This window comes from Spirillospora sp. NPDC000708 (assembly GCF_040299565.1).
GTDB lineage: Bacteria > Actinomycetota > Actinomycetes > Streptosporangiales > Streptosporangiaceae > Spirillospora.
Genome location: NZ_JBEPCJ010000057.1, coordinates 1 through 18,341, shown reverse-complemented (window position 1 = coordinate 18,341; position 18,341 = coordinate 1). Strand labels below are relative to the sequence as shown.

Sequence of the window (18,341 nt, the reverse complement as noted above, 5' to 3'; positions counted from 1 at the left end):
GCGTCAGGACGCGGGCGCGTAGTCGTAGACCGACGGGACGCCCATGCCCGACTGCGGCACCGCCTTGACGCCGTCCCCGGCGACGAGCAGGTACTTCATCCGGTAGAAGGGCGCGAACCACGCCTGCTCGACCAGGTGCTCGTTCAGCTCCTTGGACGCGGCGGCGGCCGCGGCGTCGTCGCCGGCCTGCACCTGCCCGAGCAGCCGCCGCACGGTCGGGTCGGTGGTGCCGAACATGTTGAACGCCCCGGGCGTCACGAGGTCCTGGTCGGTCAGCCAGTCGACGTCCGACTGCCCGATGTTCATCACCATCGCCGAGTAGGCGCGGTCGCGGTACACCTTCTGCACGGCGCCCGCGGCGTCCATCTGGTCCCAGGCGACCTTGATGCCGACCGCGCCGAGGTCGGTCTGGATCGAGGAGGCCAGCGCGTCGCCCATCGACGGCACGCGCGGCAGCTTCAGCGTGAACCCGCTCCCGTACCCGGCCTGGGCGAGGAGCCGCTTGGCCTTGGCGGGGTCGTGCGGGTAGTAGGCGTCGAGGCTCGGGTCGTAGCCCTTGGTCCCGGGCCCGAACACCTGGTCGGTGACCTCGCCGCGGCCCTGCCGAATCTTGTCCAGCATCGTCTTCCGGTCGAGCGCGTAGTTGATCGCCTGGCGCACCTCGGGCTTCTTCAGCGCCGGGGTGCGGACGCCGTTCCGGTCGAACAGCAGCAGGCCCTGGAAGTCGAAGGCGAACGGGGTCCTGGTCAGCCGCCCGTCGGACGCCACGGCCTGCTGCTGCCCCGCGTCCTGGAGGACCGCGGTGTCGATCTGCCCGGTCTTCAGCCCGTTGACGACCGCGGTCTCGTTGTCGAAGACGCTGATCGTCAGCGTCGTGAACTTCGCCTTCTCGCCCCAGTAGTCGTCGCGGCGGTCGTAGACGTACTTGGTCCCGACCGCGGTCTTGGACTTGTCCAGGACGTAGGGGCCGGTGCCGACCGGGGCGGTCTTCAGGCTCCCGTCCTTGAGCTTGGCGGGGCTGGCCATGAGCCCGGCGGCGTCGCTGAGGTAGAACAGCAGGCCCGGGTCGGGCTCGGACAGCTCCAGCACGGCGTGCGCCGGGTCGACGACCTTGACGTCCTTCACCGACTTCGCGTACTTGGCGCCGCCCCCGCCGCCGTTCTTGAAGTGGTCCAGGTTCGCCTTGACGGCGGCGGCGTCGAAGGCCGTCCCGTCGGTGAACTTCACGCCGGTGCGCAGGGTGAGCGACAGGTGGGTGCGGTCCTTGTCGTAGGACCACTGCGTGGCGAGCATCGGCTTGTACGAGCCGTCGGCGTCCCGCTTGATCAGCGTGTCGTACGTCGCCTGGAAGAAGGGCAGCGCGCTGCCGATGGCGTCGGCCGGGTCCAGACTCTGCGCGTTGGTCAGCGTCGCGACGTCGAGCTCGGCGGCGCCGCCGCTCGCCGAGCCGCCGCCTCCGCAGCCCGTCAGCACCAGCGCGGCCGCGGCGCAGGCCGCCGAGGCCGCGATCCGGGTGGAGTACCTCGTCATGATCTCTCCGTCTGGAGGGCCGGGACCAGCGTCGCCGGCGGACGTCCGGGACGGCGCCGCAGCGGGGACGGCGGTCCGTCGATTGGCGAAAACCGTAATCTGATCGGTTTCTGCGCGTCAATGCTTCCGAGCGAGAAAACCGATCGTTATACGGTTTTGACCCGCCGCCGGCGCGACCGGCGGCCGACACCGGCCGTACTCGTGTCCGTCGAGCGTGCTTTACCCTCTTTGACCTGGGCGTGGGCGCCCGCCGACGCGTCCCGGGCCGTCAGCCGACCGGCCCGGGGAAGGCCATGACCGAGCACAAGATCGGCCCCCGGTGTGCCACAGGGGGCGTGAGGGATGTACGGTCGGCCGTTGAGCGGCTCGCGCAGGGTCCCGCCGGGCCGTCGTGGGGAAAAGAGGGCTGAGCCGTCCGCGCGCTACTCCTGCGCCCCGAGGGGCGCCGCACCGGCCACGACACCGACGTCCGCCGGCCGCGCCGCAAGCGGCCATGGCTGATCGGCGAGCTGGCGATCGTCTTCGTGCTGCTCCAGGTCTACGGCTACATCCGGTCGCTGGCCGACACGCGCTACGGCCCGGCGCTCTCCCATGGCCGGGACGTCCTGAGCATAGAGAAGCACCTCGGCCTCGATCTCGAACTCCGCACCAACCACTGGTTGACGCGGCATCACGATCTGTCCGAGGTCGCCGTCTGGATCTACCAGCACATGCACACCGGCTTCACGATGGGCATCCTGCTGCTGTGCTACCTCGCCGGGCCCGGCGTCTACCGGCCCGCGCGCAACGCCCTCGTCCTGACCAACCTCGCCGGGCTGGTCGTGTTCTTCGTCCTGCCGGTGATGCCGCCCCGGCTGCTGCCGGACGAGGGGTTCGTCGACTCGGTGGCGATGGCCGGCTTCGGGACCGTCCACAGCCCCGGCGGCGTCGAGGCCGACCAGTTCGCCGCCATGCCGTCCCTGCACATGGGATGGGCGGTGTGGGTCGCGGTCGTCATCATGGCGCTGCTGCCGCGCCACCGCGTGCGCTGGATCGCCGTGCTGCACCCGATCGTCACCGCGATCGTCGTCGTGGTGACCGCCAACCACTACGTGCTGGACGTGATCGCGGGCGTGGCGGTGTCCATGGCGGCCCTCTTCGGGACCGGCCTGGTCTGGGCGGGCAACGGGACGACCTACGCGGCCGGCCAGCTGATCAAGCGCAACCGCCCCGCGCCCGTCCCCGACCCCGCACCCGCGGACGTGCCCGACCCCGCGGACGTCGCGGACGTCGTCGGCGTCACGGACGTCGTGGACGCAAAGCCCGGCGAGGCGGACGGCGAGGCCCCCGTCCCCGCCGAACCGGCGGCGAGCGCGGGCGCGCTGGAAGCCGGCCGGCCCGTGGCGGACGCCGGCTAGCCCGTGAGGGACTGGGTGCCGAGGACCGCGAGGAGCGCCAGCCGGTCCGCGTCCTCGGTGCCGGGCTCCGCCGTGTAGATCATGATGCGCAGGTCGGGGCCGCGCACCGTCAGCACGTCGCAGTCCAGCGTGAGCGCCCCCACCCGCGGGTGGTCGATGGTCTTGCGGGACGCCTCGTGCCGGCCGACCGTCCCGGTGTCCCACAGCTCGGCGAACAGCGGGCTCTTGGCGTGCAGCTCCGCGATCAGCCGCTGGAGCCCCAGGTCGGCGTGGTAGCGGCCGGCGGCGTCGCGCAGGTCCCCGGCCAGTGCCGCCAGGAACGCGCGCCGCTCCTCCGGCGTGTACCGGACGCGGTTCTCCGGCCCGAGGAAGTTGCGCCACACGCCGTTCCGCTCGATCCCCCGCCAGCCGGACGTGTCGCCCATCAGCGCCGTGTACATCGGGTTGGCGAGCAGCAGCGTCCACGCCGCGTCGTAGACCGCGACGGGCGTCCCGGACAGCCGGTCCAGCAGCCGCTGGACGCTCGGCGTGATGTACGCGGGCACCGCGTCCGGGCCGGGCGGCACCAGCCCGGCGAGGTGGAACATGTGCTCGCGCTCGTCCGCCGAGAGCCGCAGCGCGCGGGCCAGCGCCTCGACGACCTGCGGCGACGGGTTGGACGCGCGGCCCTGCTCCAGCCGGGTGACGTAGTCGACGGAGATCCCGGCGAGCTGGGCCAGCTCCTCGCGGCGCAGCCCGGCGGTGCGCCGGTGCCCGCCCGCGGGCAGCCCCGCCGCCTCCGGGGGGACCCGGTCGCGCCAGCGGTGCAGCGTCCTGCCGAACTTCCCCGGTGCCATGCCCCCAGTCTGCCCGCTCGCGCCGGGGGCCTGCCTGGTACCGCCGTTCCCAGGAAGACGGGACGACTGGCTGCCCGCCCCGTCCCGCCGCAGGCTGGAGACATGACGACGACACTGATCACCGGAGCGAACAAGGGCCTGGGCCACGAGACCGCACGGCGGCTCATCGCCGCGGGCCACACCGTCTACATCGGCAGCCGCGACGCCGAGCGCGGCCGCCGCGCCGCCGCCGAGCTGGGCGCGCGGGCGGTCGTCCTCGACGTCACCGACGACGCGTCCGTCGAGGCCGCCGCGAAGACCATCGAGGCCGACGGCGGCCTCGACGTGCTGGTCAACAACGCCGGGATCGAGGCCCGGCTGCCCGACAACGGCGTGCCCGGCGCCGCCGACGTCACCGCCGACCAGATGCGGACGGTCTTCGAGACCAACGTGTTCGGCGTGGTCCGCGTCACGCACGCGTTCCTGCCGCTGCTGCGCCGGTCGGAGGCGCCGGTCATCGTGAACGTGTCCAGCGGGCTCGCCTCGCTGGCGGGGGTCGGCGACCCGGCCTCGCCCGCGTACGCCTACCCGGGCGTCGCGTACCCGGCGTCCAAGGCGGCGGTCAACATGGTGACCGTGCAGTTCGCGAAGGCGTTCCCGGAGATGCGGATCAACGCGGTCGAGCCCGGGTTCACCGCGACGGACCTGAACGGCCGCACCGGCACGCAGACCGTCGAGGAGGGCGCCGAGATCATCGTCCGGATGGCGCGGGTCGCCCCGGACGGCCCGACCGGCGGCTACTTCGACGCCGAAGGCCGCCTCCCCTGGTGACCTACCCGGGGGTGTGGACGATCTCGCGCTGCCACTCGCCGCGCGGCTGGACGTGCAGGCGCCAGTAGTGCTCGGCGATGCGGTCGGGGTCGAAGAACGTCCCCGGGGCGACGGGGCCGTCCACGGTCACGCTCGCCGCGTGGACGCCGGACGGCCCGTACTCCTGGTCGAGCAGGGTCACCAGCGTCCGCACCCCGGCCTTGCCGAGCGAGAGGCCGACGTACTCCGGCTTCGGCTCCGGCATGCCGCCGGTGACGATGAACGTGCCGCTCCCGCGCCGCGCCATGTCCGGCGCGACGCGGGCGGCGGCCGTCAGCGCCCCGCCGACGTTGACCGCCCAGGCGTCCAGCTGCGCGCGGGCGGACAGCTCGCCGATCCGGTCCGGGCGGACGAGCGCCGCGTTGTAGACCACGGCGTCCGGGACGCCGAACTCGGCCGACGCCGCGTCCAGCGCGCCGCGCAGCGCCGCCTCGTCGGCGGCGTCGGCGGCCAGCTTGAGGACGGGCTCCTTCGCCTCCTGGATCTCGGCGAGCTTCTCTGGGTTGCGTCCTATGAGGGCGATCGGCATCCCCTCGCGGGCGAACCGCCGCGCGACGGCCGCGCCGATCCCCGGCCCCGCCCCGATGACCACTGCTCCCGGCATGTCGTCTCCCTTCGTCGGCCGCGACGCTAGGGCCTCACACCGGTGTCAAGGTCAAGCGCTAGTCGTCGATCTCGGCGAGGGCGGGCACGGCGCCCGCCTCGGCGCGCTCGCCCCGAGAGCGGACGTACCGCGACAGCCACCAGCTGAACCCGCTGAGCGCGACCAGCCCGACCGGCGCGATCCACACCATCGGGGACCCGGGCTCGCGCAGCGCCTTGCCGAGCCCGGTGTAGACGAGCGTCCCCGGGATGATCCCGGCGAAGGTGCCCGCGATGTAGGGCGCGAACCGGACGCCCGCGACGCCCGCGCCGTAGTTCACCACCCCGAACGGGAACAGCCCGACCATCCGCAGCACGAGCACCGACTCGAACGCGCGGCGCGACAGGTACGCGTCGAGCCGGGCGAGCCGCCCGGACCCGGCATAGCGGGCCACGGCCGGGCGCCCCAGCGCCCTGGCCAGCGCGAACGAGATCGCGGCGCCCGCGGTGGCGCCGACCAGGACCGACCCCACGCCGACGGCGACGCCGAACAGCGCCCCGGCGGACGCGTTCAGCACCGATCCGGGCACCAGCGCCGTGACCGCCAGGGCGTAGCAGACCGCGAACACGAGCGGCCCCCACCAGCCGAGCGAGTCGACCCAGGCGCTGACGTCGCCCCACACCGCGCCCCCGGCGATCGCCACGACCACGCCCACGCCGAGCAGGACCGCGCCCAGGACCAGCAGCTTCACGACGGCGGCCCGCGACACGGGCGGGCCCCCGCTCGGCTCCGGTTCCTGCGCGGTCTCGCCCGCGCCCGGCGGCGGCACGGGCGCGGCGGCGGGATGCGGGCTCATGTGTCTCCTGCCGGTGTGGATGGGTGTCCGTTTCAGGCTACGAGGCGAACCTGAGAGAACACGACCGGCCGCCTCCGCGGCCACCGCCGGACGCGAGATCGCCGTAGGGACCGACAAGCCGGCACATCTTGTCTACCATCCGGACTGCCGGGGATCGCGAGGCGAGGGCGGGTGCGTGGGGCAGTGGCCGACGAGCGGGTGCATCTGGCGAACGCCGACCGGCTCCGCCGGCGCTGCGAGTACGAGGCGGCCGAGGCCGAACTGGCCGCCGCGGCCGAGCAGGCGGACGGGGCGGGCAGGGCGGCGGTCGAGCTGGCCTGGGGGCGGCTGGAGTTCGACCGGGACGACTTCGCCGCCGCGCTGGCCCGGCTCACCGAGGCGGCGGCGCTCGACCCCGGCTCGGAGGACGCGATCGGCTGGCAGGTGGCCGCGCTGGAAGGGCTGTGCCGCTTCGACGAGGCGCGCAGGACCGCCGAGGACGGCTTGGCGCGCTTCCCGCACAGCGCGACGATCGGGGTGGCGCTGGCCCGGCTGCTGAACGTGCTGAAGCACCCCGACGCGGCGCTGGCGCGGCTCGACCACGTCCTGGACCGGTGCCCGGACGACGAGAACGCCCTGGAATGGAAGATCGAGATCCTGGCCGGGCTGGGCCGGTACGCCGAGGCGGAGCGCGTCGCGGAGATCGCCCTGGCCCGCCACCCCGAGTCGCCCGGCATCAGCGAGAGCGTCGGCGACATCTACCGGAAGCAGCATCGCTTCGACGCCGCGCTCGACCGCTACGAGAAGGTCCTGGGCGCCCACCCCGACGACAGGGTGATGCTCTGCGAGCGCGTCAGGGTGCTGCGCCGCGCGGGCCGGTACGACGACGCGCGCTCGGCCGCCGACGAAGCCGCACGGCTCCTCCCCCGGTCGGCGAACGTCCTCGTCCACCGGAGCTACCTCGCCGAGGACGAGGGGCGCCTGACAGACGCGCTGGACGACGCCGACGCGGCACTCCGCCTCCAGGGGAACTGCCCCGACGCGCTGGAGCAGCGCATCGACATCCTCCGCAAGCTCCGCCGCTACGAGGAGGCCGAGGAGGCCGTCGAACGGGCCATCGGCGCGCATCCCCGGTCCGCGAACCTCCTCGCGGCGCTCGCCTGGCACTATCTCCTGCTCCGGCGGTACGAGAAGGCCCTCGCCATGGCGGAACGCGCCCTGGCCCTCCACCCCCGGCACGCGGGGGCTCTGGACGGCCGCGCCACCGCCCTGCGGAGCCTGCGCCGCTTCCCGGACGCGGAGGCCGCCATCGCCGACGCGGTCGCGCTCGTGCCCTTCGCGCCCCGGCTCCGCGACGAATGGGGACTGCTCCTCGACGAGCAGGAGCGCTACGCCGAGGCGCTGGAGCAGTTCGAGAAGGCCCTGGAGGCGGACCCCCTCGATGACTTCGCGCTGAGCTGGCGGGTGACCGAGTTGCGGCGCCTGCGCCGCTACGAGGAGGCGGAGGAGGCGTCCCGGGCCGCGCTCGACAGCGTTCCCTCGGCGGGCAACTTCCTGGAGCGCGGAAGGCTGTACCGGGACCAGGAACGCTATCCGGAGGCGCTGGCGGACTTCCGCCGCGCGCTCGACCTCGATCCCGGCGAGGTCTGGGCGCACGTGTCGATCATCGACTGCCTGCGGCGGTCGGCGCGGTTCGACGAGGCTGAGGAGGCCGCGGAGCAGGCGGTCGCCAGGTTCCCCAACGACCCCGCCCTGCGCCGCGAGTGCGGCTACCTCCACGTCTCCCGCGACATGGACGAGCGGGCGCTCCAGGAGTTCCGCAAAGCGGTCGAACTGGATCCCGTCGACCCGTATTACCAGGTCGACGTCGGCTATGCGCTGCTCTGGCTCAACCGGTACCGCGAGGCGGAGTCGTTCCTGCGCGACGCCTTGCGGAAGAAGCCCGGCAACGCGCAGCTGATCCAGGCGCTCGCCGCCGTCCTGACGGCGCAGGACCGCCATGACGCGGCCTTCGACGAGCTGACCGGAGCGGAGCAGGGCGACGTCGGGATCATCACCGACCTGCGCATCTCCTCGCTCCGGCAGGCGAGGCGGTTCGAGGAGGCGGAGGCGCTCGCGCTCGACGCGGTGGAACGGCGGCCGGACATCGTGCGGCACCACCTCGAACTCGCGCAGGTCCATTCGGACCGGGGGCGCCATGCGGAAGCGGAGAGCGTGCTGCGGGACGCCCTGCACCGCTTCCCCCGGGATCCCGACATCCTGCAAGCGCTGCTCAATCTCCACAGGTGGCTCGGACGCTACGAGGACGCGCTCAGCGAATCGCAGTGCCTGCTGGAGTCCTCGCCCCGGTCCGTCACGGTCCTGTTGCAGCACGCCGACCTCCTCGACGACCTCGACCGGCAGGACGAGGCCGTCCGGACGATCCAGGAAGCGATGCCGCTCCACCCGGGAAAGGCGCGGCTCCGCCAGCACCTGGCCTGGTCGCTCTATGACCGGGGCAAGTACGGCGACGCCCTGGCCGAGTTCGAACAGGCGTCGGCCACGGAACCCACCCGCGCCGCCTGCTACGGACGCGCGGCCGCGCTGTGCAGGCTGGATCGCCACGACGAGGCGATGTCCCTGCTCCGGGCCGAGGCCGCGTTCCGCCCGAACTACGCCCAGACCTGGGTCGAGTTGGCGGACGTGTACGAGGACCTGGGGCGGTACGGCGAGGCGCTCACCGCGGCCGAGCAGGCCATCGGCGTGGACCCGTTCCACGTCGAGGCCCACGAGAAGCGGATCAGGGTCCTGCGCCTCCAGCAGCGGCCGAACGAGGCGGAGGCGGCCGCGAACGAGGCCCTGACGCGCATGCCGGGGAACGCCGCCCTCGTCATCGCGCGGGGCAGGGTCTTCGACGACCGGAACGAGTACGCCGAGGCGCTGGAGGACTTCGACCGCGCGCTGGAGCTGCTCCCCCTCTTCAACGTCGCCGTCATCGCGAGATCGTCCACGCTGCGGTCGCTGCGGCGCTTCTCCGAGGCCGAGCGGACGGTCTCGGCCGCCGCCGAGCGCTACCCCCGCAACGCCTCGCTGCGCATGGAGCTCGGCTGGATCCACCGCGACCAGGGCCGCCCGGCGGAGGCGCGGCGGGTGTTCGAGAGCCTGCGCGACGAGGCGAGGAGCCCCGGCCGGCGGGCCGAGGCGTGCGCCGGCCTGGGCTGGGCGGCGTTCACCAGCGACGACCACGCGGCGGCGGAGCGGCACTTCCGCGCCGCGTGCGAGGCCGGCGCGGGCGCCGGCGACTGGCAGGTGGGGCTGGCCTGGACGCTGGCCGGCCGGCCCGACCGGGCGCGCTGGGACGAGGCCGAGCGGCTCTGCCTGGACCTCCTGCAGAGACGCCCGGGGCACCTGATGGCCCACACGTGCCTGGGCGTCCTCTACTACCGGCGCGAGGAGTACGCGGCCGCCGAACACCATTTGAAGCGGACGATCGAACTCGACCCGTACGACGGCGGCTACGTCGACCTGGCCTCCTTGTACGTCCACCTGGGGCGTTTCGAGGAGGCGGAGGAGATGCTCGACAAGGCCCTGCGGCGGGACGCTTACGACGCGCAGGCGCACATCGAGTACGGCAACCTGTGCCTGCAGTGCGAGTCGGACGAGGCGGAGGCCGACGCGCGGGCCCGGCAGGCCGTCCGGCACTTCCGGCAGGCGCTGACGCTCAGCCCCGCGAGCGGCCCCGCCGCGATCGGGCTGGCGATCGGGCTGGCCCGCTCGCCGGGCGACCTCCTCGCCGCCGAGCGCGTGCTGCGGGACGCGGTGGAGCGCGCCGGGAACGGCCCGTCGCGTCCGAAGCTGCTGCTGGCGCTGGCCCGGCTCCTGGTGGAGCGGGGCGACGCGACGCAGCGTCCCGAGCTGTACCGGGAGGCGGTGACCACGGCGCAGGAGGCCATCGAGCGGGCCTCGGGCGAGGCGGAGGCCTACTTCGTCGCGGGGGTCGCCACGTACAAGACCGCCGCGGCGGGGGCGGAGGTGCGGACCCGCCCGTTCTACCGCCGCCGCGCCGTCCGGTACCTCAAGGAATGCGTCCGGCGCGACGCGGGGCACGTGGAGGGGCGCCGGCTGCTGCTGCTCGCCGAGGAGAGCGCGCGGACCGCCCGCGGCGGGGCCGCGGGCAGCGCGATCCTCATGACCATCGCGACGTCGCTGCTGGCCGCCCTGTGGATCGGGTTCTTCCTGTCGAACCGGATCAGCTCGACGGTCCTCGCCACCCTCACCCCGGTGCTGGTGGGCCTGGTGGCGCTGGGATTCGTGCTGCCGCTGCTGGTCCGCCTCAAGCTCCCCGGCGGCGTGGAGGCGGACCTGTCGGCGAGCCTCCAGCAGGTGTCGTCCGGCCCCACGGGAGACGTGAGCATCGGCCCCGGCCGGTTCGGCGGCCAGGGCGCCGACACCATGAGCATGGCCCCGTTCGTCTCCGGTCCGAGCGGCCAGCTGCCGCGCCTGGAATCGGAGCGCTAACGGGCCTTCACACCGGATCGGCCGGGTTCGCGGGGATAGGCTCCGTCCGTGGACGGAGCCAACGAGATGCGTCAGGTGTTCGAGGGCGCGGGGCTGTCAGCGCCGCCCGTCCCGCCGGACCTGGAGCCCCGCGTGCGGCGGCGGGGCGAGTGGCTGTACGCCACCCGCGGGATCGACCCGATGGCGATGTACATGTTCCGGGACCACGTCACCGAAGCGATGAGCCGCCGCGTCGGCGACTACATGGCCGTGTGCCACGCGGGCCACGGGGTGAACTCGTACTGCGTCAACTACCACCTCGTCTGGGGGCCGGTCGCGATCTTCGCCCAGACCGGCTGGGGCGGCGTCTACATGGACCGGGAGCGCTCGGCGGCCGACGTCCGGGACCTGCTCGCGCAGTGCGGCGACGTCCTCGCCGCGGCCACCGAGGCGCGTCCGGCCCTCGAACGGTCCGGGCGGCGGCTCGTCGTCGCCGAGAGCCGCATCCGGGGGCGCGCGACCTACGGCTGGCTGGACGAGGACGGCCGGTACACCACCGTGGAGGACACGCGGAAGGCGCTGTCCGACGCCGCCGCCCTCCTGCGCTCGCCGGCCTAGCGGTCCTTGCGGGCGACGGCCGTCCAGCCCGCGCCGGTGACGTACTCGCCGCCGACCGGGCGCCACTCGTGCAGCGGGACGACGCCGGGCTCCAGGATCGTCAGGCCGTCCAGCAGCCCCGCCACCTGGTCGCGCGTCCGGGCGATCAGGGCCGCGTTCGCCGACTGCGAGCGGTAGGTCGCCCCGACGTTCACGTTGCGCCGCTCCTCCACCGCCGCGTGCGACAGGATCACGTGGCTGCCGGGCGGCACCGCCTCGGCGAACCGCCGGACGATCCCGGCCGGATCCCGCTCGTCCGGGACGAAGTGCAGGACCGCGACGAACAGCACGCACACCGGCCGCCCGAAGTCGATCAGCGCGCGCACCTGCGGATCGCCCAGCACCGCCTCGGGATCCCGCAGGTCGGCCTGGACGACGGCGGTCCGGTCGTCGGCGTCGACCAGCGCCCGCGCGTGCACCGCCACCAGCGGATCGTTGTCGACGTAGGCGACCCGCGCGCCGGGCCGCACCGCGCGGGCGACCTCGTGCACGTTGCCCTGCGTCGGCAGCCCGGTGCCGAGATCGAGGAACTGGTCGATCCCGGCCTCGGCGACGAACCGCACCGCCCGCTGCAGGAACGCCCGGTTCGCCCGCGCGACGCCCTCGACCGTGGGCAGCGCCCGGACGACCTCCTGCGCGGCGACGCGGTCGCACTCGTAGTTGTCCTTGCCCCCGAGGAAGTAGTCGTACATGCGCGCCACGCTCGGCGTGGTCATGTCCACCCCGGCCGCCGGCGGGACCTTCGCGGAGCCCTCCATCGCGCACCCCTTTCCAGCCGAATTCTCGGCGATCACCGCCATTCTCCGGCATTTCGCTCTAAAGGCCCCCATTCCGTCCGGGGCGGCCGGCGGCCCGGCCGCCCCGGAGCGGACTCCCGTCAGTGGTAGGCGTGCTCGGCCGCCGGGAAGGCGCCGCTCACGACCTCCTCCGCGAAGGTACGGGCCGCCTCGTCCAGCGTGTCGCGGAGACCCGAGTACTTCTTGACGAACCGGGGCAGCCGTCCCGGCGTGAGGCCCATCGCGTCCGTCCAGACGAGGACCTGCGCGTCGCAGTTCGGGCCCGCGCCGATGCCGACGGTGGGGATGTCCAGCGCGGCGGTGATCTCGGTCGCGACCTCCTCCGGCACCGCTTCGAGCACGACCGCGAAGGCGCCCGCGTCCTGCACGGCGCGGGCGTCCCGGACGAGCCGCCGCGCCGCCGCCTCGCCGCGGCCCTGCACCCGGTACCCGCCGAACGCGTTCACCGACTGCGGCGTCAGCCCGAGGTGGCCCATGATCGGGATCCCGGCCGACACCATGATGTCGATCTGGCGGGCGCTGCGCTCCCCGCCCTCCAGCTTGACCGCGCCGACCCCGGTCTCCTTGACCAGCCGGGTCGCGCTGCGGAGGGCCTGCTCCGGGCCCGCCTGGTAGGTGCCGAACGGCAGGTCGCCGACGATCAGCGCCCGCTCGGTGCCGCGGACGACGGCCGCGGACAGGACGAGGATCTCCTCCAGCGTGACCGGCACGGTCGAGTCGTAGCCGAGGTGGCACGCGCCCATCGTGTCGCCGACCAGGATCACCGGGATCCCGGCCTGGTCGAAGACGGACGCGGTCATCGCGTCGTAGGCGGTGAGCATCGGCCACTTCTCACCGCTCTCCTTCGCGGCGGCGATGTCCCGCACGGTGATCCGGCGGGAGAACTCACCCCCGTACAGGGACGTGCGGCGCTCTGCGGGCTCCTGCTTTCGGGCATGCGAAATACGCGTCATGACGACGGCTCCCGTTGCTCATCTCGAAGCGCCCTGACGGCGTCTCCGGACTCGCGCCCATCCTGACACGCCCCCGCCCACGGATCGAGCCCCGCCCGCCGACTCCGTTGAGTCGCGACATGTCACCCTCATGCCGACGCGCCGCGACGCGCGGATGTGGATGTGGATGTTCCAGCTGGCTGGGTACGCCGTGCGTAAGGACGCGATATGCGTACGGAGGACAGCATCATGCCTATGACGACCAGGACCGGCCGGGTCAAGAAGGGCGAGCTGCCCAGCACCATCCAGCGTTCGGACGCCAAGGCGCAGCGCACGTTCGCGGAGGCGCACGACTCGGCCGCCAAGGAGTACGGGAGCGTGCAGCGGGCCTACCGCGTCGCCTACTCCGCGCTCAAGCACACGCACGAGAAGATCGGCGACCACTGGGCGCCGAAGCCCCGGGGCGCGAAGGGCCCGTCCGACCGGCAGGCGGCGGGCGGCGTCAGGACCTCCCGGAAGACCGCGGGCGGGGTGGACGCCAACGCGTCGAAGAAGCACCTGTACGACGTCGCCAAGCGGCTGGACGTCTCGGGACGCTCCACGATGAGCAAGAAGCAGCTCGTCAAGGCCATCGAGAAGGCCAACACCCGCAAGACCGCCAAGGCGCGGTCCTGACGTCGGAATGCGGCGTGTCGCCCTTGTCCCGCGCCGGATAAGGGCGACACGCCACGACTCGGCGGGCTAGTCGGTGCCGGACTCCATGGCGGCGGCGTCGAGGAGCTCCTCGCCGGTGGTCGTCTCGCCGCGCGAGGCGATCGCCTGGGCGCCGCCGGCGGACATCGCGCCGATCAGCCCCGTCGAGGCGGCCTGCGCGGCGCCGATCAGCGCCGGGTGGGCGTCCCCGACCATGCCGAGCCCCGCGTACTGCTCCAGGCGGGCGCGGGAGTCGGCGATGTCGAGGTTGCGCATGGTGAGCTGGCCGATGCGGTCGACGGGCCCGAACGCGGAGTCCTCGGTGCGCTCCATGGACAGCTTGTCCGGGTGGTAGCTGAACGACGGGCCGGACGTGTCGAGGATCGAGTAGTCCTCGCCGCGCCGCAGCCGCAGCGTCACCTCGCCGGTGACGGCGGTGCCGACCCAGCGCTGCAGCGACTCGCGGAGCATCAGGGCCTGCGGGTCCAGCCAGCGGCCCTCGTACATCAGCCGGCCGAGGCGGCGGCCCTCGCTCTGGTACGTGGCGAGGGTGTCCTCGTTGTGGATGGCGTTGACGAGCCGCTCGTACGCGGCGTGCAGCAGCGCCATGCCGGGCGCCTCGTAGATGCCGCGGCTCTTGGCCTCGATGACCCGGTTCTCGATCTGGTCGGACATGCCCATGCCGTGCCGGCCGCCGATGGCGTTGGCCTCCAGCACCAGGTCGACGGCGGTGGTGAACTCCTTGCCGTTGATCGTCACGGGGCGGCCCTGCTCGAAGCCGACGGTGACGTCCTCGGTGAGGATCTCGACCTCGGGGTCCCAGAACCGGACGCCCATGATCGGGTCGACGATCTCGATGCCCGCGTCGAGGTGCTCCAGGGCCTTGGCCTCGTGGGTCGCGCCCCAGATGTTGGCGTCGGTGGAGTACGCCTTCTCGGTGCTGTCGCGGTAGGGCAGGCCGCGTTCGAGCAGCCACTGCGACATCTCCGTCCGGCCGCCGAGCTCGCCGACGAAGTCGGCGTCCAGCCACGGCTTGTAGATGCGCAGGGACGGGTTGGCGAGCAGGCCGTAGCGGTAGAACCGCTCGATGTCGTTGCCCTTGTAGGTGGAGCCGTCGCCCCAGATCTGCACGTCGTCCTCGAGCATCGCGCGGACCAGCAGGGTGCCGGTGACGGCGCGGCCGAGGGGGGTGGTGTTGAAGTAGGCGCGGCCGGCCGAGCGGATGTGGAACGCTCCGCACGCCAGCGCCGCGAGCCCCTCCTCCACCAGGGCCTCCCGGCAGTCGACCAGCCGGGCGACCTCCGCCCCGTAGGCGGTGGCGCGGCCCGGCACCGAGGCGATCTCGGGCTCGTCGTACTGGCCGATGTCGGCGGTATAGGTGCAGGGCACGGCGCCCTTCTCGCGCATCCACGCGACCGCTACCGAGGTGTCGAGGCCGCCGGAGAAGGCGATCCCGACGCGCTGGCCGACAGGCAGAGAGGTGAGCACCTTGGACATGAGTAGAAGTATGCACGCCAATGCATGATCATGCAACACGGCGGATGGTGATCCAGCGCACTGCGGCACGGGCAAGGCCGCCCGCCCCGGGGGACGGACGGCCTTCACGGCGGTCTTGACGATGGTCCGGACGGCCTGGACGACGCCCTGGACGACGGGCGTTTTCCGAGGTGCGGGACGTCAGCCGGTGACGGTGGCCAGGTACGCCTCGGTCTTCGCGGGGTCGAGCAGCCAGTTCGAGAAATCGCTCGGGTTGGCGTAGCCGTAGGCGAACCGGTACGCGACCGCCTCGTTCTGCGCCGCGATCGCCAGCACCTTCTGGACGTGCTCCGGCAGCGGCCCCAGCATCATGTTGGTGTAGGCGGTCGGGTGCTTGGCGTACTCCCAGTAGGCGTCGAACGTCCGCTGCATCCACGCCGCGTCGAACGGGCGGTCGGCGTTGCGCAGGATCTCCTGGAAGTAGATCTCGGCGCAGCGCGCGGCATTGTTGGCGCCCTGGCCCGTCACGGGATCGTTCGCCACCACGACGTCGCCCATCCCGAGGACGAGCGCGGAGTCCGACAGCCGCCCCACCGGGCGCCGCACGACCGGCGCGTACCCTCCGTACAGCGTGCAGCGGGCGTCGGTGGGCTCGGCGTTGACGGTCCGCTCGTACTCCCACGGCGCGTACTGCCGCATCAGTTCGAGCGTGCGGGCGAGGTGCCCGGCGGGGTCCGGACGGTCGTCCCACACGTCGAACGGGCCGCCGGGGACCGCCTCCCAGAGCAGGATGTCGCAGGGCCCGGTGTTGGTGTAGCCGGGCATGAAGAACAGCTCCCCGACCCCGGGCGTCGCGGTGATCCGCACGTGCGGCTCGGGGTGGTCCGGCCACGGCGTCATCCCGTGCAGGTAGATGCACGACAGCTTGCGCTGCGGACGGTCGTACGGCGACCGGCTCGCGTCGCGGTCGAACAGGTCCACCAGCTCGCCCTTGCCCGCCGCGATGAGGGTCAGGTCGTACAGGGCGGAGAGCCCTTCCAGGTCGGACGTCATCACGCTGTGGTAGACGACGTTGCCGCCGCGTTCCTCGAACAGCTCCAGCCAGCCCGCCATCTTGACCCGCTGGTCCACCGACTGCGCGTAGTCGTCCCAGCGGCCGAGGGTCTGGAACGCGCGGGTGCCGGGCGGCGCCGCCACCGTGACCCGCTGCGCGACGATCTTCGGCGCCCGGTCCTCCCACAGGTTCAGCCCGTGCTCGCGCTCGATCCGCAGCTGCGGCCAGAACACGCACTGCGTCGACATGATCCGGCCGGTGCGGATCTCGTCCGGCGTCCGCGCCGACATCACGGTGACCTCGTAGCCCGCCGACTGGAGGCTCAGGGCCAGCTGCAGGCCGGCCTGCCCCGCTCCGACGATCAAGATCCTTCGCAACGCTTCCTCCTTGTGCGGGGCGTCATGGATGCGGGGCGGCCCGGCACGCCCTGCCCGGAGGCGCCGGCGCGGCCGGGGCCGGGGTCAGCGGGCCGCGGCGGTCCCGCGTCCCGCGGTCCGGTCGAGGGTGTGGCCGAGCGCCGCCGTCAGCGTCCCGACGACCGAGCCGCGGTCGCGGGCGTCGCAGGCGACGACCGGGACGCCCGGGTCCAGCCGGAGCGCCTCGGCGACCTGCTCCAGCGAGTGCGTCCGCCGCCCGTCGAACAGGTTCACCGCCACGATGAACGGCACATCGGAGTCGTTCTCGAAGTAGTTGACGGCCGGGAACGACACGTCCAGCCGGCGCGTGTCCACCAGGACCAGCGCGCCGCTCGCGCCGCGGCACAGGTCGTCCCACATCGGCCAGAACCGCGGCTGGCCCGGCGTCCCGAACAGGTACAGCACCAGGTCGGAGGCCAGGGTGACGCGGCCGAAGTCCATCGCGACCGTCGTGGTCGTCTTGCCGCCCGCGTCGGCGAGCGGGTCCACGGTCCGGGCCGCCTGCGTCATCCACGCCTCGGTGTTCACCGCCGGGATCTCCGAGATCGCCTCCACCAGCGTGGTCTTGCCGACGCCGAACCCGCCCGCGACGACGATCTTGACCGAGGTGCGGGGCGCCGCCGGACGCGCGCCCGGAGACCGGCGCCCGTCCTCCGGCCCCTGCCCCGGGTCAGGCGAGCTCGCGTAGACCATCGATCACTCTCTCCAGGACGTGCGGGTCGTACGGCGAGGCGCCCTCGGCGGCGATCACGATCCGGTCGCCCGCGGCCAGGTCGGCGAGCAGGACGCGGGTGACCCCGAGCGACACCCCGCAGTGCGCGGACAGTTCGGCGACCGACTCGGCGGCGGTGTGCGCGCGCTCGTACAGCGCCCGCGCCTCGGGCAGCAGCCGCTCGGCGAACGCCGCGTCGTAGCCCGCGCCGGACACCACGGTGTGCACGAACAGGTGCCGCCTGCCCCGGGTCCGCCCGCCGGTCAGCACGTACGGCCGCACCCACGGATTGGCCGTCATGTCCCTCCTCCCCGCAGGCCCGGACGGACCGGGCCCACCGGACGCACCGGCCGGGGCGCGGCGCCCGCGGCGCCGGTCACGGCATCGCCTGTTCGGTCATGCGGCGCAGATCGTCGCGCATCTGCGGGGTCAGCACGTGCCCGGCGCCGTGCACGAACTTCGTCATCTCGTGGGCGACCGCGCCGAGGTTCGCGCCCTCGCCGACCAGCACGACCAGCCCGGCGAGCTGCCCGATCCCCATGAACAACAGGTGCCCGGACGCGAACTTCAGCATCACCTGGTCGCAGCCGCCGGCGCCGACGTGCTTGGCGATGTTGTTGCCCAGGCTGATCATCCCGCTGGTCAGCGCGGCCATCGGGTCGACGAACTCCGACGGCATCGGGCCCGACTCGACGAGCGCCAGCCCGTCCGACGAGACGATCAGCGCGAACGTCACGCCGGGGGTGGACGAGGCGAACTGCCGCAGCAGCCACCCGAAGTCCTGGGGGCCGCTGGGGCCCGTGGAGGCGATGCTCACTGCCGTCCTTCCTCCAGGTCGTGCGCGGCTTTCGGAGCCTCATCAGGGGCGTCGGCCGCCTCGCCCGGCGCGGCGCCGCCGGGCGCGGACTCATCGGCCGGCGCGGCCGCGTCGTCCGGCGCGGCCGCCTCGGCGGGCGCGTCGGGCGCGTCGGGCAGGCGCGTGCCCGCGGTGAAGGCGGCCAGGTCGTCGGCGAAGGACGACCCGGGCGCGGCGTCCGCGGCGGGCGCGTCCGCGGGCGGCGGGTCCGGCGGCGGCGACGCGACGGGGCGCAGGCTCGC

The 18,341-nt window shown here is 73.3% G+C and carries 16 protein-coding genes and 1 pseudogene; 5 read left to right on the top strand and 12 right to left on the bottom strand.

What is annotated here, in order from left to right; all coding sequences use genetic code 11:
• Window positions 1-3 precede the first annotated feature (3 nt).
• Window positions 4-1,530: an ABC transporter substrate-binding protein gene (locus ABT299_RS32790; protein ID WP_500253100.1), complete on the bottom strand. Its 1,527-nt coding sequence runs from the start codon at window positions 1,528-1,530 to the stop codon at window positions 4-6.
• Between the two features lie 524 nt (window positions 1,531-2,054).
• On the opposite strand from ABT299_RS32790, the gene ABT299_RS32785 reads away from it, so the two are divergent.
• The gene (locus ABT299_RS32785) at window positions 2,055-2,927 is read left to right on the top strand and encodes a phosphatase PAP2 family protein (RefSeq protein ID WP_387030875.1); all 873 of its coding nucleotides are present in this window, start codon (window positions 2,055-2,057) and stop codon (window positions 2,925-2,927) included.
• Here ABT299_RS32785 and ABT299_RS32780 read toward each other — a convergent pair.
• Window positions 2,924-3,763 carry a helix-turn-helix transcriptional regulator gene (locus ABT299_RS32780; protein ID WP_500253099.1) on the bottom strand — a complete coding sequence of 280 codons (840 nt, stop codon included), beginning with the start codon at window positions 3,761-3,763 and terminating at the stop codon, window positions 2,924-2,926. The genes ABT299_RS32785 and ABT299_RS32780 overlap by 4 nt on opposite strands.
• Before the next feature lie 102 nt (window positions 3,764-3,865).
• On the opposite strand from ABT299_RS32780, the gene ABT299_RS32775 reads away from it, so the two are divergent.
• Complete coding sequence (locus ABT299_RS32775; RefSeq protein ID WP_500253098.1) at window positions 3,866-4,573, top strand: SDR family NAD(P)-dependent oxidoreductase; 708 nt, start codon at window positions 3,866-3,868, stop codon at window positions 4,571-4,573.
• Window position 4,574: 1 nt separating this feature from the next.
• Here ABT299_RS32775 and ABT299_RS32770 read toward each other — a convergent pair whose 3' ends face one another.
• Window positions 4,575-5,216, bottom strand: a complete 642-nt coding sequence (locus ABT299_RS32770) for an SDR family NAD(P)-dependent oxidoreductase (protein WP_500253097.1) — start codon at window positions 5,214-5,216, stop codon at window positions 4,575-4,577.
• 58 nt (window positions 5,217-5,274) lie between these two features.
• Window positions 5,275-6,051 (bottom strand): TVP38/TMEM64 family protein, encoded by a 777-nt coding sequence (locus ABT299_RS32765; protein ID WP_387030882.1) that lies wholly within the window; start codon window positions 6,049-6,051, stop codon window positions 5,275-5,277.
• 171 nt (window positions 6,052-6,222) lie between these two features.
• On the opposite strand from ABT299_RS32765, the gene ABT299_RS32760 reads away from it, so the two are divergent.
• Window positions 6,223-10,527 (top strand): tetratricopeptide repeat protein, encoded by a 4,305-nt coding sequence (locus tag ABT299_RS32760; protein ID WP_500253096.1) that lies wholly within the window; start codon window positions 6,223-6,225, stop codon window positions 10,525-10,527.
• Between the two features lie 48 nt (window positions 10,528-10,575).
• Complete coding sequence (locus tag ABT299_RS32755) at window positions 10,576-11,124, top strand: hypothetical protein (RefSeq protein WP_387030887.1); 549 nt, start codon at window positions 10,576-10,578, stop codon at window positions 11,122-11,124.
• Here the strand turns inward: ABT299_RS32755 and ABT299_RS32750 are convergent.
• Both ABT299_RS32750 and panB read right to left on the bottom strand, forming a co-directional pair.
• The gene (locus ABT299_RS32750; protein WP_387030889.1) at window positions 11,121-11,921 is read right to left on the bottom strand and encodes an SAM-dependent methyltransferase; all 801 of its coding nucleotides are present in this window, start codon (window positions 11,919-11,921) and stop codon (window positions 11,121-11,123) included. The two genes, ABT299_RS32755 and ABT299_RS32750, sit on opposite strands and share 4 nt — an antisense overlap.
• 119 nt (window positions 11,922-12,040) lie before the next feature.
• Window positions 12,041-12,913, bottom strand: coding sequence for a 3-methyl-2-oxobutanoate hydroxymethyltransferase (gene panB / locus ABT299_RS32745; RefSeq protein ID WP_500253095.1), 873 nt, complete (start codon window positions 12,911-12,913; stop codon window positions 12,041-12,043).
• Between the two features lie 228 nt (window positions 12,914-13,141).
• Between panB and ABT299_RS32740 the strand changes: the two genes are divergently transcribed.
• Window positions 13,142-13,567: a ChaB family protein gene (locus ABT299_RS32740; protein ID WP_500253094.1), complete on the top strand. Its 426-nt coding sequence runs from the start codon at window positions 13,142-13,144 to the stop codon at window positions 13,565-13,567.
• 66 nt (window positions 13,568-13,633) lie between these two features.
• Here ABT299_RS32740 and argG read toward each other — a convergent pair whose 3' ends face one another.
• The 6 genes and pseudogenes from argG to ABT299_RS32710 form a co-directional block, all read right to left on the bottom strand.
• Window positions 13,634-15,082 (bottom strand): argininosuccinate synthase, encoded by a 1,449-nt coding sequence (gene argG / locus ABT299_RS32735; protein WP_500253093.1) that lies wholly within the window; start codon window positions 15,080-15,082, stop codon window positions 13,634-13,636.
• 180 nt (window positions 15,083-15,262) lie between these two features.
• Window positions 15,263-16,492 (bottom strand): styrene monooxygenase/indole monooxygenase family protein, encoded by a 1,230-nt coding sequence (locus ABT299_RS32730; RefSeq protein WP_190867005.1) that lies wholly within the window; start codon window positions 16,490-16,492, stop codon window positions 15,263-15,265.
• 84 nt (window positions 16,493-16,576) lie between these two features.
• Window positions 16,577-17,224, bottom strand: coding sequence for a GTP-binding protein (locus ABT299_RS32725; RefSeq protein ID WP_190867007.1), 648 nt, complete (start codon window positions 17,222-17,224; stop codon window positions 16,577-16,579).
• On the bottom strand, window positions 17,202-17,543 hold the full coding sequence (locus tag ABT299_RS32720; RefSeq protein ID WP_190867009.1) for a DUF742 domain-containing protein: 342 nt from the start codon (window positions 17,541-17,543) through the stop codon (window positions 17,202-17,204). Before ABT299_RS32720 ends, ABT299_RS32725 begins: the two co-directional genes overlap by 23 nt.
• Before the next feature lie 76 nt (window positions 17,544-17,619).
• On the bottom strand, window positions 17,620-18,060 hold the full coding sequence (locus ABT299_RS32715) for a roadblock/LC7 domain-containing protein (protein ID WP_208267354.1): 441 nt from the start codon (window positions 18,058-18,060) through the stop codon (window positions 17,620-17,622).
• Window positions 18,057-18,341 (bottom strand): annotated as a pseudogene (locus ABT299_RS32710) (hypothetical protein); the annotation flags it as partial. The pseudogene ABT299_RS32710 and the gene ABT299_RS32715, both read right to left, overlap by 4 nt.